The sequence below is a fragment of the Duganella fentianensis genome (assembly GCF_009857835.1).
GTDB classification, from domain to species: Bacteria; Pseudomonadota; Gammaproteobacteria; order Burkholderiales; family Burkholderiaceae_D; genus Rugamonas; species Rugamonas fentianensis.
The window spans coordinates 949,091-975,544 of sequence record NZ_WWCL01000002.1 but is presented as its reverse complement, the minus strand read 5'-3'; the positions used below and the strand labels follow the sequence as shown (position 1 = coordinate 975,544).

Below are 26,454 nucleotides of genomic sequence, written 5' to 3'. Positions count from 1 at the left end.
AACATCATTCTACCCCGACTACTGTGGCACGATCTGTACCTGCACCTGCATGGACTCCAGCCCGCCGCCACGGCGCACACCGCGGATCGGCGCAGCACCGTCATAATCGCGTCCCACTGCCAGGCGGCAGTAAGCGTCCGTCATCAGGCGCGCGTGGGTCACATCAATGCTGACCCAGCCCGTGTAATCGCCGTCCTCGACCCAGCCATCGACCCACGCATGGCTGGCCGCATGGCCGGTATTTTCCGGATCGATATAGCCCGAGACATAGCGTGCCGGTATGCCTAACGCATGGCAGCAGGCAATGAACACATGGGCATGATCCTGACACACGCCCTGTCCCAGTTGCAGGGCCTGGGTGGCGGTACTAGCCACACCGGTAGCGCCGGTCTGGTAGCGCACTCCGTACAAGATGCGCTCGCTTAACTGCAGCAGGCTGGCCGTGCTGGCCTTGCCCGGCGCCAGACATGCATGGGCCAGCGCCAGTATTTCAGGCCCCGCCTCGGTCAGACGGGTAGGCACGGTGTACACCAGCGGCGACAAGGATTCACTGGTACTGATGCGGCCACGCGGCGGCATGCTGGTTTCCACCACCCCGCCCGCAACAATCTGCAAGCGCGTGTGCGGGCTATCCAGCGTCATCATATGCGAGGGATTGGCATAGGCATCCGTGTAGGCATGCACGGCGCCGGGCAGGTTCAGCTCCCACCCCAGCACGCGCTGCTGCGGATCGCTGCGTGGCGTCAGGTGTAGCTGCTGTATGGTGTAGGCCAGCGGCGAGCTGTAGCTATACACAGTCTCGTGCCGTATGGTCAGGTGCATGGTATTGCTCCAGCTTAGGCCGCCAGCGGCACGAGGAAGTCGCGGCTGATCCGGTTGCCCAGTTCGTTAATGTCGGAGAGGAAGGTGGTCAGCGCGTCATGCAGACCTGCAGCCAGCAGATCTTCGATCTTGCCGAACTGTAGCTGGGCGTGCAGCCGGCCAGCGTAGCGTTCCGTATCGGCCGACACCTCGTTATGCACGGCACGCAGATTGAGCAGCACTTCATCCATACAGGCTAGCAGCGAGCGCGGCATATCGCTGCGCAGCATCAGCAGCTCGGCGATACGGGCCGGCGTAATCACATCGCGGTAGACCTTGCGGTAGATTTCAAAGCCCGATACCGAGCGCAGCAGCGCGCCCCAGTAGTAGAAGTCGCGCTGGGTCATGGCATCGCCGGCCGGTTCGGCAGCGCCGCCATGGAATTTTACGTCGAGGATACGGGCCGTATTATCGGCCCGCTCGAGGAAGGTACCCAGCCGGATGAAGTGCACCGCTTCGTCGCGCAGCATGGTGCCGACCGTGACCCCGCGCGACAGGTGCGAGCGATATTTCACCCATTCGAAGAACTTGCTGGGATCAGTCTCCAGCAGTTCGCCTTTCAGATGCTGCTGCATATCGAGCCAGGTCTGGTTCTGGATTTCCCAGACTTCCGTGGTGAGCGTGCCGCGCACGGCGCGTGCGTTCTCGCGTGCCTCCGTCAGGCTGGCCACGATGGACGAGGGATTGGCCGGATCGCGCACCATGAAATCGATCACGGCGCGTCCTTCCAGCGTACGGTATTTCTGGTCGAAAGCCTGCTGTAGCTCGGAGATGCCCAGCATGGCGCGCCAGCCTTGCGCCGTCTCGGCTTCCGACTGGGGCAGCATGGAGGTCTGCACATTCACATCGAGCATGCGGGCAGTATTTTCGGCGCGCTCGGTGTAACGGGCCATCCAGAATAAATGATCGGCAGTGCGGCTTAACATAGTCTCTCCTTAGCGTTCCAGTACCCAGGTATCCTTGGTGCCGCCCCCTTGCGAGGAATTCACCACCAGCGAGCCTTCCTGCAGCGCGACGCGGGTCAGCCCGCCCGGCACCATGGCGATATTCTTGCCCGACAATACAAACGGCCGCAGGTCGATATGCCGTGGCGCAATGCCGTTCTCCACATAGGTCGGGCAGGCCGACAGTGCCAGCGTGGGCTGGGCGATATAGCCCTCGGGCCGCGCCAGCAGGCGCTGGCGGAACTCTTCGATCTGCTCTCTGGTCGAAGCGGGGCCCACCAGCATGCCGTAGCCACCGGCGCCGTGTACTTCCTTCACCACCAGTTCGGGCAGCTTGGCCAGCGTGTAGGCCAGGTCTTCCGGCTTGCGGCACTGGTAGGTCGGCACGTTGTTGAGTATCGGTTGCTCGGACAGGTAGAACTTGATCATGTCCGGCACATAGGGATAGATGGATTTGTCGTCGGCGACACCGGTGCCGATGGCATTGGCCAGCGTGACCCGTCCGGCGCGGTAGACCGACAGCAAACCCGGCACGCCCAGCGAGGAGTCGGGCCGGAAGGCCAGAGGGTCGAGGAAATCGTCGTCGAGCCGGCGATAGATCACGTCCACGCGCTTGGGGCCGCGCGTCGTGCGCATATACACGGTGTTATCGCTGACGAACAGGTCTTTGCCCTCGACCAGTTCCACCCCCATCTGCTGGGCCAGGAAAGCATGTTCGAAATAGGCCGAGTTGTACATGCCGGGCGTCATCACCACCACCGTCGGATCGTTGATGCCCATGGGCGCGACCGAGCGCAGGTTGTCGAGCAGCAGGTCAGGGTAGTGATCGACCGGGGCAATGCGGTTGCGGGCAAACAGCTCGGGGAATAGCCGCATCATCATCTTGCGGTCTTCCAGCATATAGGACACACCGGAGGGCACGCGCAGATTATCTTCGAGCACATAGAATTCGCCCTGGCCGGCGCGCACGATATCGACGCCGGCGATATGCGCATAGATGTCGGAAGCGACATTAATTCCCTGCATTTCGGGGCGGTACTGGGCGTTCTGGTAGATCTGCTGGGCCGGGATGATGCCGGCGCGGATGATGTTCTGCTCATGGTAGATGTCATGGATGAACATATTCAGCGCCTGCACCCGCTGCACCAGTCCGGCCTGCAGCTGCTGCCATTCATGGGCCGGGATGATGCGGGGAATGGTATCGAAAGGGATCAGCCGCTCGGTGCCGGCATCATCGCCATACACGGCGAAGGTGATGCCCACTCGGCGGAAAGTCAGGTCCGCTTCGGCCCGTTTGCGTTCTATGGTATCGCTGGACTGGCGCTGCAGCCAGCCGCAGAATTCGCGATAGTGCTCCCTAACCTCGGCGCTTGCATCATGCGCCAGACCGTCTGTGGTCATTTCATTGAAGAATTTTGCCATATCGAACGTCCCAGATGAGTACGCTTCTTCAGTATCAAGAAGCGTGCCAGTGGGAATGCCCGATGTTGGTGCAGAGCCTGGGTGCGCAGCTAGCCATTAGCAGGCTAGCCGCCATGGCAGGGCAGGGAGAACTGCCGGCGCCGGCACTGCACCGCTACATCTTGGTGCAGTGGCCGGCGCCGGGCCGAGAGGAGGGACTTACAGATTGCCGCTGCGGCCAGAGCCGCTTTCCGAACTGCCGCTGTAGCCGGGATCGCTTTGCAGGCTGCTACTGCCACTGCCCATGACGCTGCCGCTGGCGGTGCGGGCGCCACCCAGATTCTGCTGGGTATGATAGAAGCTGTGGATTTCCGTGCTGAACTCGGTGCTGGCCATATCGGGCCAGTGGTCCTTGTCAAAGCCCGGCGCATTTTTCAGGTGCTCTTTCGAGACGTCCAGCAGGAAGCGCTTGTTCAAGGTATCGAGCTGCAGCGCCTGCCATGGCACGGCAAACAGTTTGTCGCCCATGCCCAGCCAGCCGCCGAAGGACAGCACGGCATAGGCCACCTGACCCTGCCGCATATCGAGCATGATTTCCTTGATGTCGCCCAGATCTTCATCCTGCCGGTTGTACACGTCTTCACCGATCAGCGTATCGGCCCCCATCAGGCGCGGGCCTGGGCCGCTGTCATCTGCCGTGTCGCTATAAATGCCATAAGTATCGCGGTCTAGGTAGCTCATGTTGTTCTCCAGGTGGTTGTAATGGCCCGTTCATCAGGCGACGGGATACGACTCATCATGGAGCAAGCCTAGGCGCGCAGGTATCAGTGCGCGGCCCACATCTTTGTAGGAATGGGATGAGTTACCGGCGAACCTAAGGCCCGTACTCAGGGCGCGTCGCGCCGTGTGACATGGCGGTACAGCGCCGTCAGGATTCTTTCCTCGCTGCGCGTCAGTGCCGAGTACTGGCCCGGATACAGAGCCGGATCGCGTCCCAGCCCGCCGATCAGCACGACCATGCCTATGCCCCGTTCAAAATCGACGGCAAAGGTGGAAAGCAGGCCATAGGCTTCGCCCAGATGGCCCACTGCATGGAAGCCAGCATCTTCTACCAGCCGGTCGCGTCCGTCGGCGAGCTGGCCAAAGCGCTGGCTGCCCAGCCCCCAGCTGCCGTACTGGCCCTGCTCGGTGTCGCCGTTCCGGCCGTCATACAGCCACTGCTGGCTGAACATCAGCCGTATGCTGTCCGGCTGCAATATGGTGCGGCCCTGATACTGGCCCTGCTGGAGCAGCATCTGCATCAGCTGGCCCAGTCCAAGGGCGGAAATGCGCAGGCCGCCGGTAGGACTGAACAGGGTGGCGTTCTGGCCCGGCCGATAACTGGCCGGAACCGTGCTGTGCGGGCGGGCGGCGCGGTAGTCGTCCGCCTGCGCTATCCAGGGTCCTGTGCTGTCCCAGATTTCCGTGCCAGTGCTGCGCTTGCGGTATAGCGTTGCCAGTCTGGCGAGTTCGGCATCGCTGAAAGCGGGCGGGAAATAGCCGCCGCTGATGCCCATGGGCTGTAACAGCAGGCGCTGCATCAGCAGATCGAAGCGTTCGCCCGTCACAGCTTCCATCAGTGTACCGATCACGCCCCAGTTCAGGTTGGCGTAGGTAAAAAACTGCCCCGGCGCCGCCGTGCTGCTCCACATGGACGGATCGCCCCGGGTCAGTTCAGTGCCGATAGGGTGCTCGCCGGCCCAGTAATAGCCGGCGCCATCGCGCAGGCTGGAAGTATGGCTGAGCAGCATACGCAGCGTAATCACCTGCCCGGGGAAGGCCGGGTTGCGCAAGGGGTAGCCCAGATACTGCGAAACATCCGTATCGAGATCAAGTTTATGCTGTTCGATCAGCTTCATTACACCCATGGCCGTGACCATTTTCGAGATGGAAGCAATCCGGTAGAGCGTATCCGGCCCCACGCTGGTCGCGGGCTGATCGAGCTGGCGCGTGCCGCTCTGGAAGCTGTAGTCCACCTGTCCGGCGCGCACCGCCAGCACCGACAGACTGGCCAGCGGCAGGGCAGGGTCGTGCGCCACCGCCGCCAGCTCGCGGTCCAGCGCTGCATGCTGGCCATGTGCCAGCGACATCCACAACATAGCAAGCAAACCACTGAGCACACGCGACATCGGCCATCCCCGCACAGACAAAAGCCTTAGCATACTGTGGCCCGCTGCCCGCTGCCAAGCAAACCGCCGGGCGGATGGTACACTGCGGCCTTTTCCGTGCACCGTATCGTCATGTCCGCTCCAGCTTCCCAGCCCACCGAATTACGCCAGTCCGCGCTGGCCTGCCTGCTGCTGGCCGATCCAGCCAGCAAAGTGGCGGCCGTCCACGCCATGAAGGCGGCATGGCAGGCCGGCAGTTTGCAGCTAGACCAGCAGGCCGGACTGGTGAGCCGGGGCGCCATCCCGGGCCGGCCTGTGCGGCCGGAACTGGTGCCGCCGCTGGCAGTCGGGCGGCGCTCCATGGCCAGCAACGAAGGACGTGCCATGCTGATCCATGCGCTCAGCCATATCGAATTCAATGCCATCAATCTGGCGCTCGATGCGCTGTGGCGCTTCGCTGCCATGCCGGCCGAATACTATGTCGACTGGCTGCGCGTGGCGGATGAAGAGGCTAGCCACTTCCATATGCTGTCCGGCCATCTGCAGCAGCTGGGTTATGCCTATGGCGACTTTTCCGCCCATGACAGTCTGTGGGAAATGGTCGACCGCACGCGTGACGATGTGATGGCGCGCATGGCGCTGGTGCCGCGTACGCTGGAAGCACGCGGGCTGGACGCTATTCCGCCACTGCGGGCCAAACTGGCGCAGGCGGGCGATCAGGCTGCAGCTGCCATCCTCGACATTATCCTGCGCGACGAAGTGGGCCATGTGGAAATCGGTAACCGCTGGTTCTCCCATGAATGCCAGCAGCGCGGACTGGCACTGCCCGCCACTTATGCCGAGCTGGCCCAGCGTTATCGTGCGCCCACACCGCGCGGGCCCTTCAATATCGAAGCCCGCCTGCGCGCCGGCTTTAGCGAAGAAGAGCTGCAGGCACTCAGCGCAGCAGGTAGCCGCCAGTAAAGCGGGCCCCCGGCTTGTGTCTGATTCGCAACCAGAGCACCGGGACAGCTTTCGTTTGTGACAATTGGTGATAATTTGTTCGCGCAAAAAAGGTAGAGTTAGTACATAAGCTACTGTTCTTCACCTACCTTATGGCCGTCACCAGCACATGTACACCTACATGGCAACATGAAATCAACGCGCATAGCCGCGAACTGCTGGCATCTCTGGTGGCATCCTCCAGCGATGCCATCATTACCAAAACGCTAGACGGCATCGTTACTAGCTGGAATCCTGCGGCCGAGCGCATCTTCGGCTATACGGCCGCAGAGATGATAGGCCAGTCCATCCAGCTACTGCTGCCAGCGGACCGGCTCAGTGAAGAACAGGCCATCCTGCGCCAGATCAGCCAGGGCGTCCAGGTCGCGCATTTCGAAACCTTGAGGGTGTGCAAGAACGGCATCCAGATTGCCGTCTCCGTCACTGTCTCGCCCATTCTGAACGAGCAGGGCGAGATTATCGGGGCCTCCAAGATCGCCCGCGACATTACGGAAAAGCGCCGCGCCGAAGACGAACTGCGTGCCTACCGCACCCAGTTGCAAAGGCAGATCAGCACCACCACGGGCGAGCTGTCGGCAATAGTGCAGACGGCGGCCAATGCTATCATTACCACCGATGGGGAAGGGCGCATCGACGTCTTCAATCCTGCCGCTGAAGAAATGTTTGGCTGGAGCCACAGCGAAATTCACGGCAACAGCGTTGCCTGCCTGCTGCCCGAACTTGAAGCCCAAGCTCACCAGCAGTATTTCCGTCAGGCTGATACGGCCGTGCGCTACCGCTCCATCGGGGTCAGCCGCGAAGTGCGCGCGCGCCGCCGCAATGGTGAAACCTTTCCCGTATCGATAGCACTGGGCCACACCCGGCTGGCGCCGGACCAGCCATATTTCGTCGCCTTCATCACCGACATTACGGCCCAGCGCACCATCGAAGAAGATCTGCGCCATGCCAAGGACCAGGCGGAAGCGGCCATGCGTGCCAAAGCCAGTTTTCTGGCCAATATGAGCCATGAAATCCGCACGCCCATGAACGCCATCATAGGCTTCTCGGAACTGGTGCTGGCCGACGCCAGCGTCGCCGGCACGGCACGCGAGCATGTGCGGACGGTACACCAGTCGGCCAAAGACCTGCTCGGCATCATCAACGATATCCTCGACTACTCCAAGATCGAAGGCGGCAAGACGGAACTGGAACGCTTGCCGTTCAGCCTGACGCGCCTGCTGCGCGATGTACTCAGGCTGCTCGATCAGGAAGCGCGCCACAAGCAACTGGCATTGCTGGTCGAGGTGGCCCCCAACGTGCCCGCCATCTGTCTGGGCGACCCCACCCGTATCCGCCAGATATTGCTTAACCTGGTGGGCAACGCCATCAAATTCACCCACGCCGGCAGTATTACCCTGCAGCTGAAGGCGTTGGACGATGGCCAGATCCATTTCGCCGTACGCGACACCGGCATAGGCATGACGGAGGAACAGCTGGAACGGGTGTTCGAGTTGTTCACTCAGGCTGATGTGAGCACTACGCGGCGTTTTGGCGGCACCGGGCTGGGGACCACCATTTGCCGCAATCTGGTCGAGCTTATGCACGGCAAAATCTGGGCTGAAAGCAGCTATGGCGCCGGCTCGACCTTCCATTTCACGCTGCCCCTGCCAGCCGTGCACAGCACTGCCACACCTGTGCTGCTGCCGGCCGACGACTATGAGCTGAGCGCGCGCGCGCCGCGCGCCTTCCGCATCTTGCTGGCCGAAGACATCGCCACCAATGCCAGACTGGTGATGCTGCGCCTCAGCCAGCTGGGTCACGAGGTGATCTGGCAGGACAGCGGGCATGGCGCCGTCGATGCCTGTCTCAAGGACGATTTCGATGTGGTGCTGATGGATGTGATGATGCCGGACATGGACGGACTGGAAGCCACCCGTGCCATCCGCATGATGCGCCCGTCCGACGCCACCTATCTGCCGATTATTGCGCTGACAGCCAGCGTGCTGCCGGAAGACCACCGGCGTTGCCGCGAAGCGGGCATGGATGCCGTGCTGGGCAAGCCCATCGATCTGGCGGAAATCCTGCAGCAGATGGAGACCCTGGTGCCAGCAGGCCGTGGCCGCTTCAATCCCACCCTGGCCGCCGATGCAGCGGCGGATATACCCGCAGCGCTGGCCCCACTGGCGCCCCTGATCCAGCTGCCGCGTGCCCTGCGCCTGTGGGGCGACGCCCAGGTGTACCGTCTGGCGCTGGAAGAGTTCTGTACGGCCCACGGCGCTGATGGCCAGCGTATCGCCCAGCAGCTCGATACGACGCCGGAACTGGGCCGCCGCATGGCCCATGCATTGAAAGGCGTGGCGGCCAACCTTCAGCTAGCCGCCATCGCCAGGCTGGCCAGCACGATCGATGTTGCCATCAAGGCCGATGATCTGCTGCAGGCGCGCCAGTCTGCGCTGGAACTGCAGCACGAGTTCGGCCAGCTGCTACCACTGGTCGAGCTGACCCGCAGCAGCACACCCGCCACTAACACTGCGGCAGCAGCCCCGCCCGCGCAGCAGGCAGAAGTTCCGCAACTGCTGCAAGCCCTGCGGGGCGGACTGGAGAGCGCCAACCCCGACGACGTGCGCAGCCTGCTTACACAGCTGGAAGTGCTGCTGGGCAGCGCGGCGGTACAGCCCATGGTGGTCGCGGTACAGCATTTCGACTTCGATCAGGCCATCGCTCTGGCCGACAGCCTGATCCTCAACCGGCAAGGGCAAGCCTGATGCAGAAAATCATCCTGGCCATAGACGACGAGCCCAACAACCTCAACCTGCTGCTGCAGGTGATGCGGGATAAATATCGTCTGGTGTTTGCCAACAACGGTGCCAAAGGGCTGGAACTGGCTAGCCGCATACAGCCCGACCTGATCCTGCTCGACATCATGATGCCGGGCCTGGATGGCTACGAAGTCTGCCGCCGCCTCAAGGCCGATGCGCGGGTCAGCCACATTCCCGTGATCTTCCTCACCGCCATGACGGCCACGGAAGACGAGGCGCGCGGCTTCGATGCGGGCGCAGTCGACTATGTGCAAAAGCCGATCTCCGTGCCCATACTGCTGCGCCGCGTGGCCACCCATCTGTCACTGGTGCACCTGAACGATGTCGCCCGCGCCCGGCGTGAAGCGGTATACATGCTGGGCGAAGCAGGCCACTACAACGATAACGATACGGGCGCCCACATCTGGCGCATGGCCGCCTATGCCTGCACGCTGGCGAGCACGCTGGGCTGGGCGAGCGAAAGAGTCGAACAGCTGGAGCTGGCCGCGCCCTTGCATGACACCGGCAAGATCGGCGTGCCCAGCGCCATCCTCAAGGCGCCGCGCACGCTCACGCCCGACGAATGGGAAGTGATGAAGCGCCATACGGAAATCGGCGCGCAGATACTGCAGAGCGGCAACGGTGAAATCTTCGCCATGGCACGCGATGTCGCGCTATCGCACCACGAGCGCTGGGATGGCACAGGTTATCCCCACGGACTGGCTGGCACGGCCATTCCCGAAGCAGCACGGCTGGTGGCCGTGGCCGATGTGTTCGATGCCCTGACCATGCAGCGCCCGTATAAAGCAGCGTGGAGCCTGAGCGACACCTGCGACTTCATCCGGGCCGGCAAAGGCCTGCATTTCGATCCGCAAATGGTTGATGCCTTTGAGCATGCATTACCGGAACTGATAAGGATACGGGCCGACTGGGCCGAGCAAACGCAAGCGAGAGAACCGGCGGCCTGACAGGCTGCAGTGCGGGTTTCAGGGCAAATTCAAGCACCTACAAGCGAACAGAACTGTCACACGACTGATTGATTTACATCAAAGATTCTGCGAGTTAACTTCACTAGACTTTAATCGTTGCCACAAGAAAAATATCGAAACGCAGGTGCTTTGCGGCGACTTACAGGCACCACGTTTAAATTCTATGGAGTCGTTTATGTCTTTCAATCATGTTGTCGCGTGGATCGATCATACCGAAGCACACGTTATCCATTTCAATGCTGAAGCCGCCGACAGCGAAGTCATTAAAACTCACTCGAAGCATCCGCACCTGCACGGCAAATCGGGCTCGACCGGCTCGGGCCGGGCGCCGGAAAACAAGCAATATTTTGACGACGTGGCCCAGGCCCTGAGCGGCAGCACCGAAATCCTGATCGTTGGCCCTGGCCACGAAAAACTGGAGCTGATGAAGTACATGCTGCGTGCCCATCCAGCCGTCGCCGAGTGCGTTATGAGCGTGGAAAGCGCCGACCATCCTAGCGATGGCCAGCTGCTGAAATACGCCCGCAAATACTTCCTCAAAGCCGACATGATGCGTTAAGCATGCAGGCGCCGGCCATGCCGGCCCGGCAAAAGAAAACGGCGCCCGGTGTGAACTGGGCGCCGTTTTTGTATCAGCTGTTCGGACGCTGACGGTGGAAAGTGATAGGACTGTACGGAATATTCGACGGTGGCGCCGACTTCAGTATGCCCGGCTTCATCGCGCCCACCACATGCATTTCGCACGGTTTGCAATCGAAGCGCAGCGTGTAGGTTTCGTCACCGCTGACCAGCGTCATCGGCTCGGCCCGTACCTGACCCTGCACACCCTGTACACCTTTGGCCTGTTTGGGGCAAAGGTTGAACGAGAAACGCAGGCAGTGCTTGGTAATCATCAGCGGCACTTCGCCGGCTTCTTCGTGTGCCTCATAGGCTGCCGCAATCAGCTGCACGCCATGCTTGTGATAGAAGGCGCGGGCTTTTTCGTTATACACATTGGCCAGATAGCTGAGCTGGGTGTCCGGATATACGGCAGGCGGTTGTGCCGCCGGTTTGCGCTGTGGCCGCTCCCACGCCGCCAGCCGCAGCGCTTCATGCGCTTCGATGGCGTCGCGGCGCAGGGCATTGATGGCCGCTGCCGGCACGAACCATGGCTGCGATAGCTGCAGTTCGATGCCGAGCGGTGCGAACATGGTATTGCCCAGTTTGCCGAGACTGGCGCGCAGCGAGGCCTCGGCCTGATCGGCATTCTGGGCCGTCTGCAATTCCAGCTGGGCCGTAGTGACGCTGCTCAGTCCGTCCTCATCGCGCAGCGACAGGCTCAGCCCGCCAGGCTGTTCGCTCAGCGTCAGTTGCAGGCCCACTTTGCGCTCTGCCGACTTCTTGTTGAGCGTCGCTTCCCACTGGTGGTCACGGTTGCGGTTGATGGACAGGCCGACCTTGAGGCCGGGCAGGGCGCTGATCGCCTCGTTGGTGAACACGCGCCACAGCTGGCCATCCTCGTTCTCGCCCAGCTTCTTCACGACGTTGGCCTGGATACCGCAGGTCTCGCGCTTGTGCATGTAGTTCAGGCCGTCGCCATTGGCCATGGCGGCATTGGTCAGCATGTCGAAATGGTCGGTGCCCAGCTTGGTTACTGTACCCAGCTCCACGCCCACATATTTGGGCGAATCGAAAGCACCGATGTCGTCCTGTCGGCCGTTGGCGAAATAGTCCGTGTGGCCGCGGTGGAAGTTTTTGTCGATATCGGGCGTGAACAGTATCTCCGTGTGACCGCTGGCGGCACGGCTGAACTCAGGACGGCGCTCCAGCAGTTCGTCCAGCAGCAGACGGTAGTGGGCCGTGATGTTTTTCACATAGCCCATGTCCTTGTAGCGGCCCTCGATCTTGAACGAGCGGACGCCGGCATCCACCAGCGCTTCCAGATTGCGGCTCTGGTCATTGTCCTTCATCGACAGCAAATGCTTTTCGTAAGCCACTACGCGGCCCTTGCTGTCGCTCAGGGTGTAAGGCAGACGGCAGGCTTGCGAACAGTCGCCGCGGTTGGCGCTGCGGCCCGTGTCGGCGTGCGAAATGTAGCACTGGCCCGAAAAGGCAACACACAATGCGCCGTGGACGAAGTATTCGAGCGGCGTATCGACCGCCGCGTGTATCTGGCGTATCTGTTCGACCGTCAGTTCGCGCGCCAGCACCAGCTGGGAAAAGCCCACATCGCCAAGGAATTTGGCCTTTTCCAGCGTACGGATATCGCACTGGGTACTGGCATGCAGCTGGATAGGCGGCAGATCCATCTCCAGCAGACCCATGTCCTGCACGATCAGCGCATCGACGCCAGCTTCGTACAGCTGCCAGATCTGCTTGCGTGCCGCGTCCAGCTCGGCATCATGCAGGATGGTATTGAGCGTGACGAAGATGCGCGAACGGTAGCGGTGAGCAAATTGCACCAGTGCCGAGATTTCCTCGATGGTGTTGCTGGCATTGTGGCGCGCACCGAAAGCCGGGCCACCGATATAGACCGCATCGGCACCATGCAGGATGGCTTCGCGGCCTATCTCGGCAGTTTTGGCGGGCGACAGGAGTTCGAGCTGATGAGCCAGTAGCGACATGGCGTGATTCCTTCCTAGATAAGGGCGGAATTATAACGAAATCAAGGACTTCCGTCTCGCTCCCCTACGCAATAGGGACTGGCGGGTGGTATGCCTACAGAATAATGATCTGCAGTCCTATTCTGCCCCCAGTCTTATCGGTTGAAGATGAGGTCATTACCCGGCCGCGAAATATCTTTGGGCCGCCACCCTCCAGCCTTCCATCATGGAGCCCGACCATGCCAGCAAACAATAGCAACGATAGCAATAATGACAAGGTGACCGGTGCGAGCTCGCTGCTGAGCACCGTCTCCGGCCCTTCGACTGGCAACCCGCCTCAGGATAGTGGCAGTAATAGTGCGCAAGAGCAATTGGCCTTGCGCCGTGCAACCAGCAATCAGAAGCTGGCCGCCCAGTGCACGACCAATAACAGCAAGCCCGGCGAATATGGCGATGCCGCCCGGCATCCGCAAACGGGTGAGATGCATCTGCCGGAGGATGTGTTGGCGGTGGCCAGTACGGCTACCGAGCCAGCTACATCAGCCAAGCTGGGCGACACTCCGGCGCAAGGCGTCAACCGTATTATCGGCTCGCTCGACCAGAGCCGTGCGGATGGCGGTGAACAGGCCCTGAGCAGCAATCAGGGCGTTGCCGTCGGCGATAACCAGAACAGTCTTAAAGCAGGCTTGCGCGGACCGGCACTGCTGGAAGATTTTCTATTGCGCGAAAAAATCACCCATTTCGATCATGAACGCATACCCGAGCGCGTAGTACATGCGCGCGGCTCCGCAGCACACGGTTTTTTCGAAGCCTACGATGACCTAGGAGATATCACAATAGCTGCACCGTTCAGGCAGGCGGGTAAGGTAACGCCTGTGTTTGTGCGCTTTTCTACCGTGGCAGGCGAGCGCGGCTCGGCCGATACGGCGCGCGATGTGCGCGGCTTTGCCGTCAAGTTTTACACGGATGATGGCATCTGGGATCTGGTAGGCAACAATATACCTGTCTTCTTTATACAGGACGCCATCAAATTTCCCGATCTGGTGCACGCCGTGAAGCCAGAACCTCACCACGCCATGCCGCAAGCGTCTAGCGCCCATGACAACTACTGGGACTTTGTCTCGCTGATGCCGGAGTCCACCCACATGCTGCTGTGGCAAATGTCCGACCGCGCCATACCACGCAGTTACCGCACCATGCAGGGCTTTGGTGTGCACACCTTCCGCCTGATTAACGGGAAAGGCGATGCCGTTTTCTGCAAATTCCATTGGAATCCCGTGGCCGGCACTCATGCTTTGGTCTGGGACGAAGCCCTGAAACTGATGGGAGCAGACCCCGATTTCCATCGACGCGACCTATGGGAGTCCATAGAGCAGGGCGCTTATCCTCAATGGGAACTAGGCCTGCAAATCTTCACTGAAACAGAAGCGGAAGCTTTTGACTTCGATGTGCTGGATGCCACCAAGCTCATACCGGAAGAGCTAGTGCCAGTGCGGCCGGTAGGGCGCATGACGCTGCACCGCAATCCCGACAATTTCTTTGCCGAGACCGAACAGGTGGCCTTCTGTGCGGCACACGTCATCCCCGGCATAGATTTCAGCAACGATCCCTTGCTACAGGGGCGCATCCATTCTTATGTAGACACTCAGATTTCGCGGCTGGGCGGCGCAAACTTTCATGAAATTCCTATCAACCGTCCTATCAATCCGCTCCATAACAACCAGCGCGACGGCATGCATCGCCAGACCATACACCGCGGACGTGTGAACTATGAGCCGAATTCGCTGGGCGGCGGCTGTCCGCATCAGGCCGGCCATCTGGGCTATGCCTCGTATCCCGCCACTGTCAGTGGCGAAAAACTGCGCGGAAAACCGCTCAAATTTGCCGAGCATTATGGTCAGGCCCGCATGTTTTATCTGAGTCAGACTAGCGCCGAACAGCGGCATATCATCAATGCCTTCCGTTTCGAACTGAGCAAAGTGCAGACGCCCGCTGTCCGCCAACGTGTGCTCGCCAATCTGGCCAACGTCAGCATCGGGTTAGCTGCGGCGATAGCCGACGGGCTGGGCATGGTGATGCCGCCACCAGCTCCCGTCAGCGGCCTGACGGACATGCCGGAGTATGCGCCATCCCCAGCCTTGTCGCTAATGGCGCGCCCGGGCACCACGGGCATATTGGCACGCAAAGTAGCGATTATCATCGGCGCCGGCGTAACAGCAGGTGCGGTTCAGATCACCTACGCGCGCCTGCGTGCTGAAGGCGCGCTACCCAGACTGGTCGCCGCCAGATTGGGGCGCTATGCCGGCGCGGATGGCGACACTCTGGACGCGGAGATTTCTTTTGAAGCAGGGCCTGCCGTCTATTTTGACGCAGTGGTACTTCCGGACGGGCTGCAGTTCGACGCGCGCGATAACGAGCAAAGGCTGGCCGAATTTTTGCGTGATCAGTACCGTCACTGCAAGCCCATCTATGCCTGGGGCAGCGGCCGCGATCTGCTGCACGCTCTGGCGTTAGCGGCAACAACACAGCCGCAGTCCTTGACGGACGACGTGATACTGTCCGAAGCGTCGCAATTCGATAGCGGTCTGGCAGCTTTCATCGCATTGCTGGCCCGCCCGCGCAGTTATGCCAGAGAAGGTTGACGACATTTCTTATACAGCAAAGGGGACACTTTAATCTCTGTGAGTCCAAAACGGATTTTACATAATATAAATTATGCGAAATCCGGCCTTGTTTTACGAAAATTGCAAGTTGCAATAATAGCACTAAAACGCTTCTCCTCGTCGCTTTGATTTTTTAACAGCCGGTCAACAATACCGGCTGTTTTTTGTTCAGGACAAACCTATGCGATATCCCAACCTCAGATACGGAAATCCCGCCGAACTTCAATTCTATGCCATGGCCTACACCGTCCCCGCGCTGGCTAAACAACTGCGCCGCGACGAGCGCACCGTGCGCGACTGGCTCAACGCAAAACAGCGCGTGCCATGGTGGGTTCCGGAGATTATGCGTTTATGGCGCAACGAGCACGCCAACTTTTGCCGCCAGCTGGAACTCAACAATCTGCCCAAGATTGCACGACCACCGCTGGCAGTCGTGACACCTATTGGCGAACTCACGAAGCCGAACCTCAAAGAGAAAAAGCCGCAAACCCTTACGGACTTGCGGCTTGACGACTTCGACCTGGAGCCTACTTCCGCTTGCGGAACTGGCCGTTAGCCTTGCGTGGCGGAGTGCGGCGCTTTGCCGGTTTCTTCGCCTTATGCTTTGCTTTGGTCATCTTTACCCCCTGTTTTCGATTCGATCACGGCCAGCCGTGTTTCTACGCGGATCACCCATTTCAGCAGTAAGCCAGCATGCGCCAGCATCCCGCCACCCATTAAAGCCTGCACCACTTCCGCGACGGTCACTTCGCACCGCCGCGCAAATTCAGATACATCCGTTCCCCGATGATGAACGACATCGACGCACCGGCCATGTCATACAGGAGCGCCAGAAATACCGGATCAAGGCGATAGAAAGTGCCAACTATGGCACTCGCCACGATGCCGCCAGTAGCCACATACCGGAAAGCGCCGCGCAGGTTGACCACCCACTTATCAGCGCCGTCCGGCAGCTTGTCCAGTTCCGACAGCGCTTTTACGCGATCAGTCTGGGCCTGCATCAGCTGAATCTGTTCAGCGACGTTTTGCGGCTGCGCGCCGGTCCCGCCCGTTACTTTCGCCACCAGTGCCCGCGCACCATCCGTTACCGCTGGCACCAGCGCCGGAAAGATCAAAGATAGAATTCCGCCCATGTCGTTAATCCCAAGTTGAAGGGTCCAAGATGCCAAAGTCTTTTGGTATCACGTAGTCTTTTGCGAGTGCTGCCGGGCTCTTCTTTTTCGTCACCATGGCGACGGCCAGCACGGCCAGGACTCCCAGAATTATCATTTTCTTGTGCATCAGAAAATCGCCCCGCTGTTTATGTCGCCCGGATCGTAATCAGCAGGACGATTTTTCAGTTCCTTGTTGTATAGCGGTATGGTGGAGTTGATCGTCTGGCCCTCACCAAACACCGTGTCATTCGTCGCTGTTACTGCGCCGTCCCACGCATCCTTGACGGCGCGCACCGCTGAATTGCTCATCTCTTCCAGCTTCTTTTTTGCGAGGTAGCCAGCCAACACGATGACGACACCGGCCACGCCCACCGCGATAACGTCACTGGTAAGGCTCACTGCGTAGGCTCCCATTGCAGAATCGATGGCGTTATATAGCCGTCATACTGCGACAGGCCGCCGAGGTAGTTTTTTACCGGCATGGTGAGGTTCACCCCGTCCGCATTCATGATGTCAGCCACAGGATCACCGGAACCAATCGGCTTGCCGTCGGTAGTCGTTACCTGCCCCCAATCGTTGACGACCATTTTCCGCGTCCCGTCGCTGTTTTGAGCGCTAACCATGTTGCGCCAGCCGTCGCCTAACAGGCGCGTCCACATATCGCCATTGACGTTTGCAGTCTGGCGCTGTTCAGGCGTGTAGATCAGGCCGTACTGCTGCTTTTCCGCATTGGTCATGGCCGCGCCGCTACCCGTAGGCTTAGTCTTTACCTGCTTGCTCACCACCAGCCACACCGCCGCGCCGATGGCGCAGGCCAAGAGAACATTTTTGCTCATGCGTAGGTATCCAGTCCGGCCATGCCGAGAATAGTCGTGTAGTAGTCCACGGTTTCTGCCGGCGCAGCCGCCAGCCCCTTGCGCTGCACGTTGCCGATGCCCCAGTTATATGCCGCCAGCGCCTGCGCCCACGTGCCCGTACTGCGGTACAGCTTCGCCAGATAGCGGGCCGCACCCGGCACCGCCTGATCTGGGTCCAGTGCCGCCGATTCGCTGCCCAGTTCCTGCCGCGCCGTCGCTGGCATGAACTGCGCGATGCCCATGGCACCGACAGGACTGCGCTTGCTGCCGTCCACGATGGCAGGGTTATAGCGCGACTCTTTCCAGAGCAACGCCGCCAGCACCTGCACCGGCACGGCGTAGTCATCTGCCGCCGACTGGATCAGGTCTTGATATGGTTCAGAGCCAGCAGGCCAGCCCGTAATTTTCGTTTTCATTTCGTCCACCGTATCGGTAAATGCGTTTGCTTCCATGTCGCCCGCCGTCACTTCCTGCGACGTTGCGCGCCGTGCGATGTACCAGACGCCAGCCAGCACTGCCACCAGCCCCGCGCCCACAACAAAATCACGCACTTGTTACTCCTCACGGAAATCGAAATGCGCCCACATTTGCGCATTTGCCACGCTTACAGAAGTGAAGGTAAGCGCATATCCTGGCAACAGGACATAAGGCTTATCCGGCGCTATCACCTTTTCGGTGTATGCGACGCCCAGCGGCGACTCATACACCACGCCATTTAGTGCCGCGACAGCTGAATCTGCCGTCGTGCTTTGTTCGCCATACAATCGCGTATTTGGCGAGCTAGAACCGGTCTTTTTCGTACAGGGAGCGACCGACTTAAATGCACTGTTAAATGTGTTCAGGTATCCACGTACAGTCAGTCCGCCGCTTGCCGAAATCAGGCGCACGCTTTCTACGATCACGTTTTTGCCCGATCCAGCCGGATTACTGATACCGACATTGCAGAAATTTCCGCCAGTCGCCAGTATCCCGACCCCGCCCGAATAGCAGTCATTGTTTGCAATTACCCTTGCAGACTTTTCCACCGCCGTAGCGTTTGTGTTTGCCGTCCCGAGTACCGAAACCGCCCCGACCACAGACGAGTCCACGAATTCGAAATCACCCGCCAGCAGTACGCCCGAATTTGCCGCGCCGGAGGTATTTTTGATCGTCAGCGCGGTAAAGTTCAGCCCGCGCACCCCCTGCCCTGCAGTCAGGTCAAAGACAGGCCCCTTACTCGTCGTAACCGTCACCGAACCAGTCAGCGACTTGAAACGAAAGAACGTGCCAACCACCTCATAGCGCTTTGACTCGCCCACCGCAAGCTGTATATCGTATTGCATGATTTCCCCTTATTTGTGCATGGTTGCCAGCGCCATCAGCGCAGCCACAGCCAGCACGGCATAAAGAATTTTCGTCTGCGATGCAGTCGTCCCTTTAGCATCAGCGTATGCCGCCGCAACGTCCCTTTGTGCGGCCTGCTGCTGCGCCATTGCCATTGATGTAGCCGTATCCGCCTGCTGGCCCGCCTTTTGGAACGCCGCCTGCGCCGTCACCAACGTGTCTTGACTCATTTGCGCGGCACGCTCAAAGGCATCCTGCGACGAACTCAGCGCCCGATTGACAAATGACATGCCGCCATCAAAAATGTGATCGGCATAGTCATACCCGGCCAATACCTGCTGATTGGCTCCATTTACAGCCTTGCCCGCAAGCCCCGCCATCTGCGTAGCAATATCCGCAATCCCCGATATTGCCCCGCCGTCAAGCAGCGTCGTTACACTGTTATCGACAGACCACGAGTTATCAATTTTCGTACTACGATCGGAGTTGTCATGCTGCGAGTTATCCGAAAAATCATAGTTATCAGTCGTGGTAGTGATTACCTGCCGCTGATCGTAATTGTTGTTTGTGGTAGAGCTAGAGCTATTACCACCGCCAAATAAGCCCATAGTTACCCCGTTATTTGTGCTTTAGATACAGGAAGAGCGCCAGCCCTACCAGTATCACAGTTGCCGGATTCGACAGCAGGCCACCAACATGCACTGCTGCCGCCTGCATGGTTTGCACAGGCGACGGCAGCGCCGTTTTATTGCTCGATGCCGAGCCGCCGCCCACGTTCACAGTGAAGCCGGAATTGTCGAATGCAGCCGTGGAGATTGCCGACGACGGACCAGCTGGCCCCGCCGCCTTGGCTACGCTGCCTAGCGCCATAAAACCGGCGCTCCATGGATCAGTAGGAGCCGCCGCCATTATTTCGCCTCGATTGCGAACAGGACCACCGCGCCAACGATCAGCCAGACTGGCAGTCCCGCCACAGTCCCGGCTTTGTTGGTTTGAACCTGCGCGCTGATCTGCGCATTGGTCTGACCAAGGCGATAGATATTGCCTCGTTCGTCAATGCCGTATGCCTGCGACGGATCACTGCCCAACTGAGGCCGAGCCGCTACGCGATCAATTGCAGCATTGATCGCGTTGCCAAGTACCGCTTGCGTCCATGCATCCCAGTTGGAGCCTTTGCTTTGGGTTTCGTCCATGACGCCCCCTTAGAACGCGCCCAGCGGTTCCAGCAGTTCAGCCTCGATAGTGATAGTCTCGCCCGCGCTGAACGTGCCCAGCACCTCCATGGTTTGCGCGTTACGGGTATTCAGCACCTGCGACTGAACATCATCAATGATGAAGTCAGCCACGTACAGACCGGCCTGCGGCACCTTGCGATACTCGCCTTGGTTGAAGTCGTTCAACGCCTTAACACTGTCCTCGATCACGATGCCGGATTTCTTGATAACCAGCGCGGTCATGTTGGACGAGAAGAACGCGATACGCTTGAAGATCGAGCCGCCGTCAGCTGGCGCCAGATGCGGAACCGGAATCGAGAAAGTACCAGCCGCGCCGATGGTCAGCGTAGTGGCATGTACTTTAGCGATCAGGCCAGCGGTAGAAGCCTGCGCTGGGTCCATCTGCGGACTGTTCACTTCCGCGAAGCCAACCAGAGTTGGAGCCGTAGCGCCGCTGATGGTCACTTCCAGTTTCAGATTGCTGATGCCCTGTGTGGTATCGATTGCGCCCAGATTCTGGCCGAGTTCGGTTTTTGCGCGGATTTCGGCAAAATCGATGGTCAGGAAGTTGGCATTGGCAGTGATGCCGCGATACTGATTGCGCGAGTCCAGACGCGGGCCGCTGGTCTCGTAAATGATCTTGCCGTTCGCTTTCAGCTGGATCAGCGTAATCATCGACTTGGTGAAAGTCGTGCCGCCCAATTGCAAAATCAGGCGCTCGATGGTGAAGCCCAGCAGGCTATTGCAGTCCAGCGTAGCAATGCCGGACGCTACAACATTCTGGAAGGCATAAGTACGGATACGTGCACCCATTGCGTACCCCTTAAGCCATCACGTTAGACAGGATCGGCGCTTTGCGGGCGACGATGACAGCGCCCACGCTCACGGCGGCAGCTTTTACCAGCGGATTGCCGACGAATTTGTATGCGGCGTAGCACAGGCCCAGAGCCATAGCCAGTTTGGTCATTTCGGTTTGCGACATATTCAGTCCCATAAAAAAAAGTGAGTTCGGTAAGACGAACCCACTTTCGTTTTTCTGCGACTGCCACACAAAATTCGTGCCTTAGGCACGCTCCCTAAGGAACCTTGACCCGCCCCATGGTTATTTTTTTTGTTCGTACGTTTTTGTGTATGTACTGCAACGGCTCAAGCCCCTGTATATCGGAGATTGTTACGCCTAACACTTGCGCCATCACTTTTTGATCCGCCTCGTAATTCAGGAAGCCGCAATGAATTTCGGTGCAGTTTGACCAGAATGCTTTGTCGACCTGCGCGGGCCGCTGGCTGGCACCGATGACTCGCAACCCCTTATGCCGCCCCACGGATGAAACCATTTTCCAGCCAGCAGGCGCGAAGGATGGCGACGTAACAAACGCCAGTTCTTCCACCACCAGCCGCAGGTTTCCGGCGTGCACAGCCGCCTTGCAAAACAGATCGAACTGCTGTTTGCGTACCTTGTCATCAAACGACGGCAGGAACGCCGTTCTAAACTGCTGCGCGGTCATGGACTGTATAACTGGCGCAAGCGCCTCTGTGGACAGGTCCACAAAGGAGCCATACTCCCGCATGTAATCCCAGATCAGCAGGCGCTTATCGGATTTCTTCAAAGCGTAGTTTTTTATGTATACGCCCTTTCCCGAACCCGTCGCGCCGATTACCGCGATGACATCGGCGCTATTGGATTGATTGGTTTGCATCTGGTTCCACATACCCGTAATCGCCTGGCACTAGCGCCCTTTGCTGTGCCGCCGTCTTTTGCTGGCCGATGGCCTGCGGCTGTTTAGCCGCCTCCCGCGCCTCAACGTCATGCTTGACGGCCTGCACCGTCGCCCATGCGATAGGCACGCACACCATGGCCGCGCCGATTTCTTCCTTGTACGCCCCTCCCCACTGCGACAGGTCTACACCATGCTTTGCCAGAACCGGTGACACCGACGCCACGATGGACTGACATGCATCCTCTGTATAGACATCGGCCAGCGAAGGATAGAGCTTGCTCAGGATCGGCACAGCAGTGCCCAGAATCATCGCCACAGCGCCCGCATTCTGTTCAGCCAGCCCCATAGCCGCCTGCTCTTCCTGCGCCGCCTGTATGGCCTCAGGCGATGCCGCCGCCTGTTCGCCGTCTATTTGGCTGGCTTGCATCGCCAGCGCTTGCAGTTCAGCACTCATCACGCCCCCTTACCAAAACTGCCCAGAACATCAAACGGCGATGCCTTAGGCAAGATTCTAGGCACCGGCTTAGGCGCTGGCTCCTGCGGCGCTTTTTCAGGCTCTTCGGCAGGCTCCTGAGAGCTTGCCTTAGGCACGCTTTCAGGCGCTGACCTAGGCAGTTGCGCCGACCACTTAGCCGCCGCCGCCGTTCCCTTTTTGGCGAACGCTGAAACGTCGCACTCGTCACACTGAATTGTCAGCGTCCCGGCCTCGTTTTTTTTCAGCAGGATCGAATGGCCGCAGCATGGGCAAGCGATGCGGCCTAACTTGATTTTGACTGCGGCCATAGTCTTACAGCGCCCGAATATCGGTTTGATCGAACTCGTACTCTTCGTTGTCCGAGTCCATTCGCACCAGCACCTTGCTGGTCTTATCGTATTCGTCCACCGCTTTGGTCACATAGCCCGCCTGACCATGATGCTCCAACGCCTCATTGGTCACGATTACACCCTGCATTACTTGAAACATAGTTTGTTACTCCTTTTCGATTTTTGACCGCATAGAATCCACTTCGGCGCGAAGGCGGTCTAACTCCTCACCGATCTCAAGCAGCAACGCCTTGACGCTAGGCGGCAGGAACACCGCCAGCTTGAGCGCCGCCTTGATTTTTTCGTACATGGTTACTCCCTTGGGTATTTCTTCATCAGATAGGCCAGATGCGCGGACGGCTCACCGTCATGCCGCTGACGGTATTTCTCGTACATCGCCACAATTTCAGGTGCAGGGCTCACCGGGCGATTTTTCCGGTATTCCCAATCAGCGCCACGATCCGCCGACGACGCCTTAGCACCCTCCCAGAATGGCCGCTTGACTGCGCCATCCGTACAGTTATTTACACCAGTCCGAGGAACAGCAAAGGCCACCCCCGACGACTCACCCCGACGCGATATCTCCCAGCGGTAATGCACACCCTCATAAACCGCATCAGGCTGCGCCGAGGCGTACACACCAACCGGCTTTTTAGCCTCATACGTCGCGTAACGGCCCGTGATGCTTACCAGCTTGTTAGCTATCTTGATTGCGGCGTCACGGCCCACCGTAGCGCCGCCTTGCGCCTTCATATAGTCGGCAAAGCTAGCCTGCTTTGCTATTACAGGATCGTCCGATTCGATTTTCTGACATGCGGCGTGCGCAGCCCGCACCGCTTCCGGCGCATTCGCAACAGCTTCAACCTGTACGCGGCGCAGTTCTCGCCATACGCCCACAGGTGCGCCACCGATCTGTTGAAATTGTCGTATCCCCCAAACCTGCGACCAGTAAGTGACGCGCTGTGATGCGCTAATTTCCATATTCCCGAATACATCTGGCGCAATGACATAGGTTGTTCCGTTCTCTTTGGTTTTGTGATCCCCGACGCCGAAGCCATCGATATTTTTGGCGACGTACTTTGCGATGTAGCCCGCCGCCGTGCCCTTGCCCGCCTCGATCTGGACCAGCTTGCAGCGATTGCGGGCCGCGCCGTCCTCGTCGCCGTCCTCTTCCAGCGCATAGGCACGGATCACTGCATTCATGGCCTCAGCGTGTTCAGGCGCGACGAAGAGCAGCATGTGCCAATGCGGGCAACCATCCGTATGAGGTTCAGCGATGCGGAAGCCGTACGGCTGGATACCCTGCCGGTGCAGGGCGGCACGCATACGCGCCCAAACGGCCACGAGATAGGCCTGCGCATCGCGTGGCGTAGGACAGCCCGCCTTTTGATACTTCGCGTTTGTGCCGCCCACGCTGTGGAACTTCGACGGGCAGGTAATCGTCCAGAACATGCCTACATGGCGCATGTCGCTAGCGATTTCTTCAAAGCCCCGAATGCGCGTCATGAGTTCGCCCCGGCGCAGGGTTTTGTTCCCCATGCCGAGCGCGGCCAGTTCGGCCAGCGTGTAGGTCTGGCCGTTCTCGTTTGTGGCCGTGCAGCTGGCCAGCAGTTCCTCGTTCTCACGATTGCGGGCCGCCTGCACCATCGCCACTTCGCGGCTGATGTACGGATCGGTTTTCACGTAGGTCAGGCCGAGCATGATCGACACATGCTCGAAGCGGCGCTTCCATTCGGTGCGAATCTGGCGCAGCCACCAGCCCTTATCCACGGCGCGGGCGATCACTTCGGCCAGTTCGCGGCCACGCGGCAGCGGCACGCCACGGCGACGGCATACCATGCCAATAGCGATCAGCACGGCCTCAGCCGTTTTGACGCGCCCGCAGATGGCGTAGCACTCACGCGCCGCCGCTTCCGCCGCATGGTGTAGCGCACCCTCCCCCACCTGAACGCCATCAATCGCCAGCGGCACCCGCTGATCGTCCCACGCAAGCGCCTCGATCATTTCATTTTTCGGGGACGCGATGCCGAACGACTTTTCGACGGCGCGGGCCATGCGGCGCGGCACGCCCCGCAGGACTGGCGGCGCTGGTTCAACCCAATCAAACGGAATCATCAGTGCAGCCCCGCGATGCCTGCGCCATGGTCCAGCGCACCAGCGGCACGGCCAGCAGGCATTGCGCCGCCCGTCATGCAGCGCTGAATCTGCGTCAGCTGGATACAGAGCTTTTGCAGGGCCACATGCACGCGGCCACGCTCTAGGCAATTGAACGTGTTCAGGTTGTCCCCTGCCCGTTCTTTCTTGATGCCAGCGGCCATGCAGGCCACCATGCGGGCAGGCAACGGCGCGTCATGCCAGAACTTGGCCCGCACCGCTTCCATATCGGCCAGCGATGCCACCGCCGCCACCGCCTCCGCGCCGCGCTCCATGCGCAACTCACGCGGCACCGTCTTGATATGCGCCGTCGCCGCCGCGATCTGGTCGCACATGGCTTTTGTCGCCAGTTCGGCAGGATTGAGCAGAGGGTAAGCGGCAGCGGCCACCGCCGCCAGTTCAGGGGACAGGGTTTTCATTGCCAGCCCCGCTCGAAGCACATATTTTTATATGCGTCAGCAGGCGTAATGCCAACGTAGCAGACCGACGCCCCCATGGAAGGGAAGCACCACCACAAACCAAACGAAAAGACCAAATGTGGCTTTGGCAGCATTGGCACAGGCCGAAAATCTACATACAGAACGTTATCAGTCATAGTCAGCGCTTCCGTAAGAGTTGCGTCTGTATCAGCTTTTCGATCACTGGCGATGCAGTCTTGCCCTTTGCGGCCAGCCACTGCTTGAACTCAGCGGCCAGCGCATCAGGTAGCGTCACAGTGATGGCGGTAACGCCCTTGCGGGCGCGGTATGCGGCCTGTTTTTCGGCCAGCGTGGCGTACTTTTTCGCACGCGGTTTGCGCGGCGCTGGAAGTGGCTTAATGCCGGGCAGTTCGCCGGTAATGGTGTCGTCAGCGTGGCGCACGATCAGCCCCGCAGCCAGCCAGCGGCATCCAGCACGGCAGGCAGCGCGATCAGCGCGGCGCTGGCGATGCAGGCCAACAGGTTTTCAGCGAACGCGGCCAGACGCGCCTCACGCGCTGGCGTGCCTATGCGCTTCCAATGGGCGGCGCGGCTCATTGGCGCACCAGCTTTTCATGTGCCGACATGAACACATCGCCCATATCGAGAAGTCTGTTTGCCTTGCCCTCGTCGCCTTCCCTCAGGGCTGAACATGCTTGAGCACTGATCTTTACAGCCCCGGCAAGCATTGCCCCCGCCAGCGCGTGTACCTCTTCCTGCGTGAAAGTAAAAGTAAGCGAATTGCAATCTTTGTAAGAATTTGCTTCAGACATTACGACCTCCTCAGGCTGTTTTCCGTAACTTGTTACCCCTCAGGCGGTATGTCGGGCGGTTCGCATTGCGCGTTTTGCCTGAGGAGGGCGGAGAAAATCCGCCCGACGAGAGGAATATAGTCTATCGACTATGGACGAGTCAACAGATTATGGACTGGTTGCGAATCTGTAGACTATGGACTACCCTTCCGCTATACCGTTTTTTCTACGCGGTCCACGCCCTGAGGAGAGCACTTTGAAACCATCTGAATACCTCGATAAAGTCCGAGGCGAACTGAATTTACCGTCAGACTACGCTTTGCAAGGCCCGCTTGGCCTATCAAAACAGCAACTTAGCCGCTACCGCAAGAACGCTGATGTATTTAGCGATGAAGTGGCTATGCGCGTTGCATCCTTGTGCGGATTGGAAGCATGGCGCGTTCTTGTCGATATGCATATCGAACGCGCAAAGTCCCCAGAAGCCCGATCTGCATGGACTGGAATGATGGGTATGATGGAAAAATTTTCCGAGTCTTTTCGTAACCTCCTATTGGGCTACGGCCCGCATGTAGCCTCTGTTTCATGCGCCAATAGGTAGTAAAAGGCCGGATTAGCAAACTATAAATTATGCGAAATTATAGATGTTCAGACTGT

At 59.4% G+C, this 26,454-nt stretch carries 33 protein-coding genes; 7 read left to right on the top strand and 26 right to left on the bottom strand.

What is annotated here, in order from left to right:
* Nucleotides 1–18: 18 nt before the first annotated feature.
* From GTP23_RS12180 to GTP23_RS12160, 5 genes are all read right to left on the bottom strand, one after another.
* Complete coding sequence (locus GTP23_RS12180; RefSeq protein ID WP_161035360.1) at nucleotides 19–822, bottom strand: transglutaminase family protein; 804 nt, start codon at nucleotides 820–822, stop codon at nucleotides 19–21.
* Between the two features lie 14 nt (nucleotides 823–836).
* Nucleotides 837–1,787 (bottom strand): alpha-E domain-containing protein, encoded by a 951-nt coding sequence (locus GTP23_RS12175; RefSeq protein WP_161035359.1) that lies wholly within the window; start codon nucleotides 1,785–1,787, stop codon nucleotides 837–839.
* Nucleotides 1,788–1,796: 9 nt separating this feature from the next.
* Nucleotides 1,797–3,227, bottom strand: a complete 1,431-nt coding sequence (locus GTP23_RS12170; RefSeq protein WP_161035358.1) for a circularly permuted type 2 ATP-grasp protein — start codon at nucleotides 3,225–3,227, stop codon at nucleotides 1,797–1,799.
* Between the two features lie 198 nt (nucleotides 3,228–3,425).
* Nucleotides 3,426–3,947, bottom strand: coding sequence for a PRC-barrel domain-containing protein (locus GTP23_RS12165; RefSeq protein ID WP_161035357.1), 522 nt, complete (start codon nucleotides 3,945–3,947; stop codon nucleotides 3,426–3,428).
* A gap of 146 nt (nucleotides 3,948–4,093) precedes the next feature.
* Complete coding sequence (locus tag GTP23_RS12160; protein WP_229256055.1) at nucleotides 4,094–5,344, bottom strand: serine hydrolase domain-containing protein; 1,251 nt, start codon at nucleotides 5,342–5,344, stop codon at nucleotides 4,094–4,096.
* Between the two features lie 141 nt (nucleotides 5,345–5,485).
* On the opposite strand from GTP23_RS12160, the gene GTP23_RS12155 reads away from it, so the two are divergent.
* The 4 genes from GTP23_RS12155 (at nucleotide 5,486) to GTP23_RS12140 (ending at nucleotide 10,680) form a co-directional block, all read left to right on the top strand.
* Nucleotides 5,486–6,316, top strand: a complete 831-nt coding sequence (locus tag GTP23_RS12155) for a ferritin-like domain-containing protein (protein ID WP_161035355.1) — start codon at nucleotides 5,486–5,488, stop codon at nucleotides 6,314–6,316.
* A gap of 131 nt (nucleotides 6,317–6,447) precedes the next feature.
* Nucleotides 6,448–9,099 (top strand): PAS domain S-box protein, encoded by a 2,652-nt coding sequence (locus tag GTP23_RS12150; protein WP_229256054.1) that lies wholly within the window; start codon nucleotides 6,448–6,450, stop codon nucleotides 9,097–9,099.
* Nucleotides 9,099–10,100: an HD-GYP domain-containing protein gene (locus GTP23_RS12145; protein ID WP_161035353.1), complete on the top strand. Its 1,002-nt coding sequence runs from the start codon at nucleotides 9,099–9,101 to the stop codon at nucleotides 10,098–10,100. Before GTP23_RS12150 ends, GTP23_RS12145 begins: the two co-directional genes overlap by 1 nt.
* Nucleotides 10,101–10,296: 196 nt before the next feature.
* A complete protein-coding gene (locus GTP23_RS12140; protein ID WP_161035352.1) occupies nucleotides 10,297–10,680 on the top strand; it encodes a translational machinery protein in 384 nt (127 codons plus the stop codon).
* Between the two features lie 73 nt (nucleotides 10,681–10,753).
* Here the strand turns inward: GTP23_RS12140 and GTP23_RS12135 are convergent, their stop codons facing one another.
* Nucleotides 10,754–12,724 (bottom strand): peptidase U32 family protein, encoded by a 1,971-nt coding sequence (locus tag GTP23_RS12135; RefSeq protein ID WP_161035351.1) that lies wholly within the window; start codon nucleotides 12,722–12,724, stop codon nucleotides 10,754–10,756.
* Between the two features lie 218 nt (nucleotides 12,725–12,942).
* On the opposite strand from GTP23_RS12135, the gene GTP23_RS12130 reads away from it, so the two are divergent.
* Nucleotides 12,943–15,345 (top strand): catalase, encoded by a 2,403-nt coding sequence (locus GTP23_RS12130; protein ID WP_161035350.1) that lies wholly within the window; start codon nucleotides 12,943–12,945, stop codon nucleotides 15,343–15,345.
* Between the two features lie 202 nt (nucleotides 15,346–15,547).
* On the top strand, nucleotides 15,548–15,922 hold the full coding sequence (locus GTP23_RS12125; RefSeq protein ID WP_161035349.1) for a hypothetical protein: 375 nt from the start codon (nucleotides 15,548–15,550) through the stop codon (nucleotides 15,920–15,922).
* A 41-nt stretch (nucleotides 15,923–15,963) separates the two neighbouring features.
* Here the strand turns inward: GTP23_RS12125 and GTP23_RS12120 are convergent, their stop codons facing one another.
* From GTP23_RS12120 to GTP23_RS12025, 20 genes are all read right to left on the bottom strand, one after another.
* Nucleotides 15,964–16,113 (bottom strand): hypothetical protein, encoded by a 150-nt coding sequence (locus GTP23_RS12120; protein WP_161035348.1) that lies wholly within the window; start codon nucleotides 16,111–16,113, stop codon nucleotides 15,964–15,966.
* Nucleotides 16,110–16,499 carry a hypothetical protein gene (locus GTP23_RS12115; protein WP_161035347.1) on the bottom strand — a complete coding sequence of 130 codons (390 nt, stop codon included), beginning with the start codon at nucleotides 16,497–16,499 and terminating at the stop codon, nucleotides 16,110–16,112. Before GTP23_RS12115 ends, GTP23_RS12120 begins: the two co-directional genes overlap by 4 nt.
* A gap of 147 nt (nucleotides 16,500–16,646) precedes the next feature.
* Nucleotides 16,647–16,919 carry a hypothetical protein gene (locus GTP23_RS12110; RefSeq protein WP_161035346.1) on the bottom strand — a complete coding sequence of 91 codons (273 nt, stop codon included), beginning with the start codon at nucleotides 16,917–16,919 and terminating at the stop codon, nucleotides 16,647–16,649.
* The gene (locus tag GTP23_RS12105; RefSeq protein ID WP_161035345.1) at nucleotides 16,916–17,356 is read right to left on the bottom strand and encodes a hypothetical protein; all 441 of its coding nucleotides are present in this window, start codon (nucleotides 17,354–17,356) and stop codon (nucleotides 16,916–16,918) included. The genes GTP23_RS12110 and GTP23_RS12105 overlap by 4 nt, the downstream gene beginning before the upstream one ends.
* The gene (locus GTP23_RS12100) at nucleotides 17,353–17,928 is read right to left on the bottom strand and encodes a transglycosylase SLT domain-containing protein (RefSeq protein ID WP_161035344.1); all 576 of its coding nucleotides are present in this window, start codon (nucleotides 17,926–17,928) and stop codon (nucleotides 17,353–17,355) included. The genes GTP23_RS12105 and GTP23_RS12100 overlap by 4 nt, the downstream gene beginning before the upstream one ends.
* A 3-nt stretch (nucleotides 17,929–17,931) precedes the next feature.
* Entirely contained in the window at nucleotides 17,932–18,699 is a 768-nt protein-coding gene (locus GTP23_RS12095) for a hypothetical protein (protein ID WP_161035343.1), read from the bottom strand.
* A gap of 9 nt (nucleotides 18,700–18,708) precedes the next feature.
* Nucleotides 18,709–19,308, bottom strand: a complete 600-nt coding sequence (locus GTP23_RS12090) for a hypothetical protein (protein ID WP_161035342.1) — start codon at nucleotides 19,306–19,308, stop codon at nucleotides 18,709–18,711.
* A gap of 10 nt (nucleotides 19,309–19,318) precedes the next feature.
* A complete protein-coding gene (locus tag GTP23_RS12085; RefSeq protein ID WP_161035341.1) occupies nucleotides 19,319–19,609 on the bottom strand; it encodes a hypothetical protein in 291 nt (96 codons plus the stop codon).
* Complete coding sequence (locus GTP23_RS12080; RefSeq protein WP_161035340.1) at nucleotides 19,609–19,893, bottom strand: hypothetical protein; 285 nt, start codon at nucleotides 19,891–19,893, stop codon at nucleotides 19,609–19,611. Before GTP23_RS12080 ends, GTP23_RS12085 begins: the two co-directional genes overlap by 1 nt.
* 9 nt (nucleotides 19,894–19,902) lie before the next feature.
* The gene (locus tag GTP23_RS12075; RefSeq protein ID WP_161035339.1) at nucleotides 19,903–20,727 is read right to left on the bottom strand and encodes a major capsid protein P2; all 825 of its coding nucleotides are present in this window, start codon (nucleotides 20,725–20,727) and stop codon (nucleotides 19,903–19,905) included.
* Between the two features lie 10 nt (nucleotides 20,728–20,737).
* A complete protein-coding gene (locus GTP23_RS12070; RefSeq protein WP_161035338.1) occupies nucleotides 20,738–20,896 on the bottom strand; it encodes a hypothetical protein in 159 nt (52 codons plus the stop codon).
* Nucleotides 20,897–20,990: 94 nt separating this feature from the next.
* Complete coding sequence (locus GTP23_RS12065) at nucleotides 20,991–21,611, bottom strand: hypothetical protein (protein WP_161035337.1); 621 nt, start codon at nucleotides 21,609–21,611, stop codon at nucleotides 20,991–20,993.
* Nucleotides 21,589–22,086: a hypothetical protein gene (locus GTP23_RS12060; protein WP_161035336.1), complete on the bottom strand. Its 498-nt coding sequence runs from the start codon at nucleotides 22,084–22,086 to the stop codon at nucleotides 21,589–21,591. The genes GTP23_RS12065 and GTP23_RS12060 overlap by 23 nt, the downstream gene beginning before the upstream one ends.
* Nucleotides 22,087–22,419: 333 nt before the next feature.
* Nucleotides 22,420–22,596, bottom strand: coding sequence for a hypothetical protein (locus tag GTP23_RS12055; protein ID WP_161035335.1), 177 nt, complete (start codon nucleotides 22,594–22,596; stop codon nucleotides 22,420–22,422).
* A gap of 6 nt (nucleotides 22,597–22,602) precedes the next feature.
* Nucleotides 22,603–22,746, bottom strand: a complete 144-nt coding sequence (locus GTP23_RS12050; RefSeq protein ID WP_161035334.1) for a hypothetical protein — start codon at nucleotides 22,744–22,746, stop codon at nucleotides 22,603–22,605.
* A 2-nt stretch (nucleotides 22,747–22,748) separates the two neighbouring features.
* Nucleotides 22,749–24,551: a replication endonuclease gene (locus GTP23_RS12045; RefSeq protein ID WP_161035333.1), complete on the bottom strand. Its 1,803-nt coding sequence runs from the start codon at nucleotides 24,549–24,551 to the stop codon at nucleotides 22,749–22,751.
* Nucleotides 24,551–25,009, bottom strand: a complete 459-nt coding sequence (locus GTP23_RS12040; protein ID WP_161035332.1) for a hypothetical protein — start codon at nucleotides 25,007–25,009, stop codon at nucleotides 24,551–24,553. Before GTP23_RS12040 ends, GTP23_RS12045 begins: the two co-directional genes overlap by 1 nt.
* 178 nt (nucleotides 25,010–25,187) lie before the next feature.
* Entirely contained in the window at nucleotides 25,188–25,451 is a 264-nt protein-coding gene (locus GTP23_RS12035) for a hypothetical protein (protein ID WP_161035331.1), read from the bottom strand.
* Between the two features lie 2 nt (nucleotides 25,452–25,453).
* Complete coding sequence (locus tag GTP23_RS12030; protein WP_161035330.1) at nucleotides 25,454–25,606, bottom strand: hypothetical protein; 153 nt, start codon at nucleotides 25,604–25,606, stop codon at nucleotides 25,454–25,456.
* A complete protein-coding gene (locus GTP23_RS12025; RefSeq protein ID WP_161035329.1) occupies nucleotides 25,603–25,821 on the bottom strand; it encodes a hypothetical protein in 219 nt (72 codons plus the stop codon). Before GTP23_RS12025 ends, GTP23_RS12030 begins: the two co-directional genes overlap by 4 nt.
* A gap of 235 nt (nucleotides 25,822–26,056) precedes the next feature.
* Between GTP23_RS12025 and GTP23_RS12020 the strand changes: the two genes are divergently transcribed.
* Nucleotides 26,057–26,398 carry a hypothetical protein gene (locus tag GTP23_RS12020; protein ID WP_161035328.1) on the top strand — a complete coding sequence of 114 codons (342 nt, stop codon included), beginning with the start codon at nucleotides 26,057–26,059 and terminating at the stop codon, nucleotides 26,396–26,398.
* Nucleotides 26,399–26,454 lie beyond the last annotated feature (56 nt).

Excerpts from the sequence above, each read along its gene's own strand:
- GTP23_RS12180 (WP_161035360.1), bottom strand. The coding sequence starts at position 822 with ATGCACCTGACCATACGGCACGAGACTGTGTATAGCTACAGCTCGCCG.
- GTP23_RS12175 (WP_161035359.1), bottom strand. The coding sequence starts at position 1,787 with ATGTTAAGCCGCACTGCCGATCATTTATTCTGGATGGCCCGTTACACC.
- GTP23_RS12170 (WP_161035358.1), bottom strand. The coding sequence starts at position 3,227 with ATGGCAAAATTCTTCAATGAAATGACCACAGACGGTCTGGCGCATGAT.
- GTP23_RS12165 (WP_161035357.1), bottom strand. The coding sequence starts at position 3,947 with ATGAGCTACCTAGACCGCGATACTTATGGCATTTATAGCGACACGGCA.
- GTP23_RS12160 (WP_229256055.1), bottom strand. The coding sequence starts at position 5,344 with ATGTTGTGGATGTCGCTGGCACATGGCCAGCATGCAGCGCTGGACCGC.
- GTP23_RS12155 (WP_161035355.1), top strand. The coding sequence starts at position 5,486 with ATGTCCGCTCCAGCTTCCCAGCCCACCGAATTACGCCAGTCCGCGCTG.
- GTP23_RS12150 (WP_229256054.1), top strand. The coding sequence starts at position 6,448 with ATGGCCGTCACCAGCACATGTACACCTACATGGCAACATGAAATCAAC.
- GTP23_RS12145 (WP_161035353.1), top strand. The coding sequence starts at position 9,099 with ATGCAGAAAATCATCCTGGCCATAGACGACGAGCCCAACAACCTCAAC.
- GTP23_RS12140 (WP_161035352.1), top strand. The coding sequence starts at position 10,297 with ATGTCTTTCAATCATGTTGTCGCGTGGATCGATCATACCGAAGCACAC.
- GTP23_RS12135 (WP_161035351.1), bottom strand. The coding sequence starts at position 12,724 with ATGTCGCTACTGGCTCATCAGCTCGAACTCCTGTCGCCCGCCAAAACT.
- GTP23_RS12130 (WP_161035350.1), top strand. The coding sequence starts at position 12,943 with ATGCCAGCAAACAATAGCAACGATAGCAATAATGACAAGGTGACCGGT.
- GTP23_RS12125 (WP_161035349.1), top strand. The coding sequence starts at position 15,548 with ATGCGATATCCCAACCTCAGATACGGAAATCCCGCCGAACTTCAATTC.
- GTP23_RS12115 (WP_161035347.1), bottom strand. The coding sequence starts at position 16,499 with ATGGGCGGAATTCTATCTTTGATCTTTCCGGCGCTGGTGCCAGCGGTA.
- GTP23_RS12105 (WP_161035345.1), bottom strand. The coding sequence starts at position 17,356 with ATGAGCAAAAATGTTCTCTTGGCCTGCGCCATCGGCGCGGCGGTGTGG.
- GTP23_RS12095 (WP_161035343.1), bottom strand. The coding sequence starts at position 18,699 with ATGCAATACGATATACAGCTTGCGGTGGGCGAGTCAAAGCGCTATGAG.
- GTP23_RS12090 (WP_161035342.1), bottom strand. The coding sequence starts at position 19,308 with ATGGGCTTATTTGGCGGTGGTAATAGCTCTAGCTCTACCACAAACAAC.
- GTP23_RS12085 (WP_161035341.1), bottom strand. The coding sequence starts at position 19,609 with ATGGCGGCGGCTCCTACTGATCCATGGAGCGCCGGTTTTATGGCGCTA.
- GTP23_RS12080 (WP_161035340.1), bottom strand. The coding sequence starts at position 19,893 with ATGGACGAAACCCAAAGCAAAGGCTCCAACTGGGATGCATGGACGCAA.
- GTP23_RS12075 (WP_161035339.1), bottom strand. The coding sequence starts at position 20,727 with ATGGGTGCACGTATCCGTACTTATGCCTTCCAGAATGTTGTAGCGTCC.
- GTP23_RS12070 (WP_161035338.1), bottom strand. The coding sequence starts at position 20,896 with ATGTCGCAAACCGAAATGACCAAACTGGCTATGGCTCTGGGCCTGTGC.
- GTP23_RS12065 (WP_161035337.1), bottom strand. The coding sequence starts at position 21,611 with ATGCAAACCAATCAATCCAATAGCGCCGATGTCATCGCGGTAATCGGC.
- GTP23_RS12060 (WP_161035336.1), bottom strand. The coding sequence starts at position 22,086 with ATGAGTGCTGAACTGCAAGCGCTGGCGATGCAAGCCAGCCAAATAGAC.
- GTP23_RS12055 (WP_161035335.1), bottom strand. The coding sequence starts at position 22,596 with ATGTTTCAAGTAATGCAGGGTGTAATCGTGACCAATGAGGCGTTGGAG.
- GTP23_RS12050 (WP_161035334.1), bottom strand. The coding sequence starts at position 22,746 with ATGTACGAAAAAATCAAGGCGGCGCTCAAGCTGGCGGTGTTCCTGCCG.
- GTP23_RS12045 (WP_161035333.1), bottom strand. The coding sequence starts at position 24,551 with ATGATTCCGTTTGATTGGGTTGAACCAGCGCCGCCAGTCCTGCGGGGC.
- GTP23_RS12040 (WP_161035332.1), bottom strand. The coding sequence starts at position 25,009 with ATGAAAACCCTGTCCCCTGAACTGGCGGCGGTGGCCGCTGCCGCTTAC.
- GTP23_RS12030 (WP_161035330.1), bottom strand. The coding sequence starts at position 25,606 with ATGAGCCGCGCCGCCCATTGGAAGCGCATAGGCACGCCAGCGCGTGAG.
- GTP23_RS12025 (WP_161035329.1), bottom strand. The coding sequence starts at position 25,821 with ATGTCTGAAGCAAATTCTTACAAAGATTGCAATTCGCTTACTTTTACT.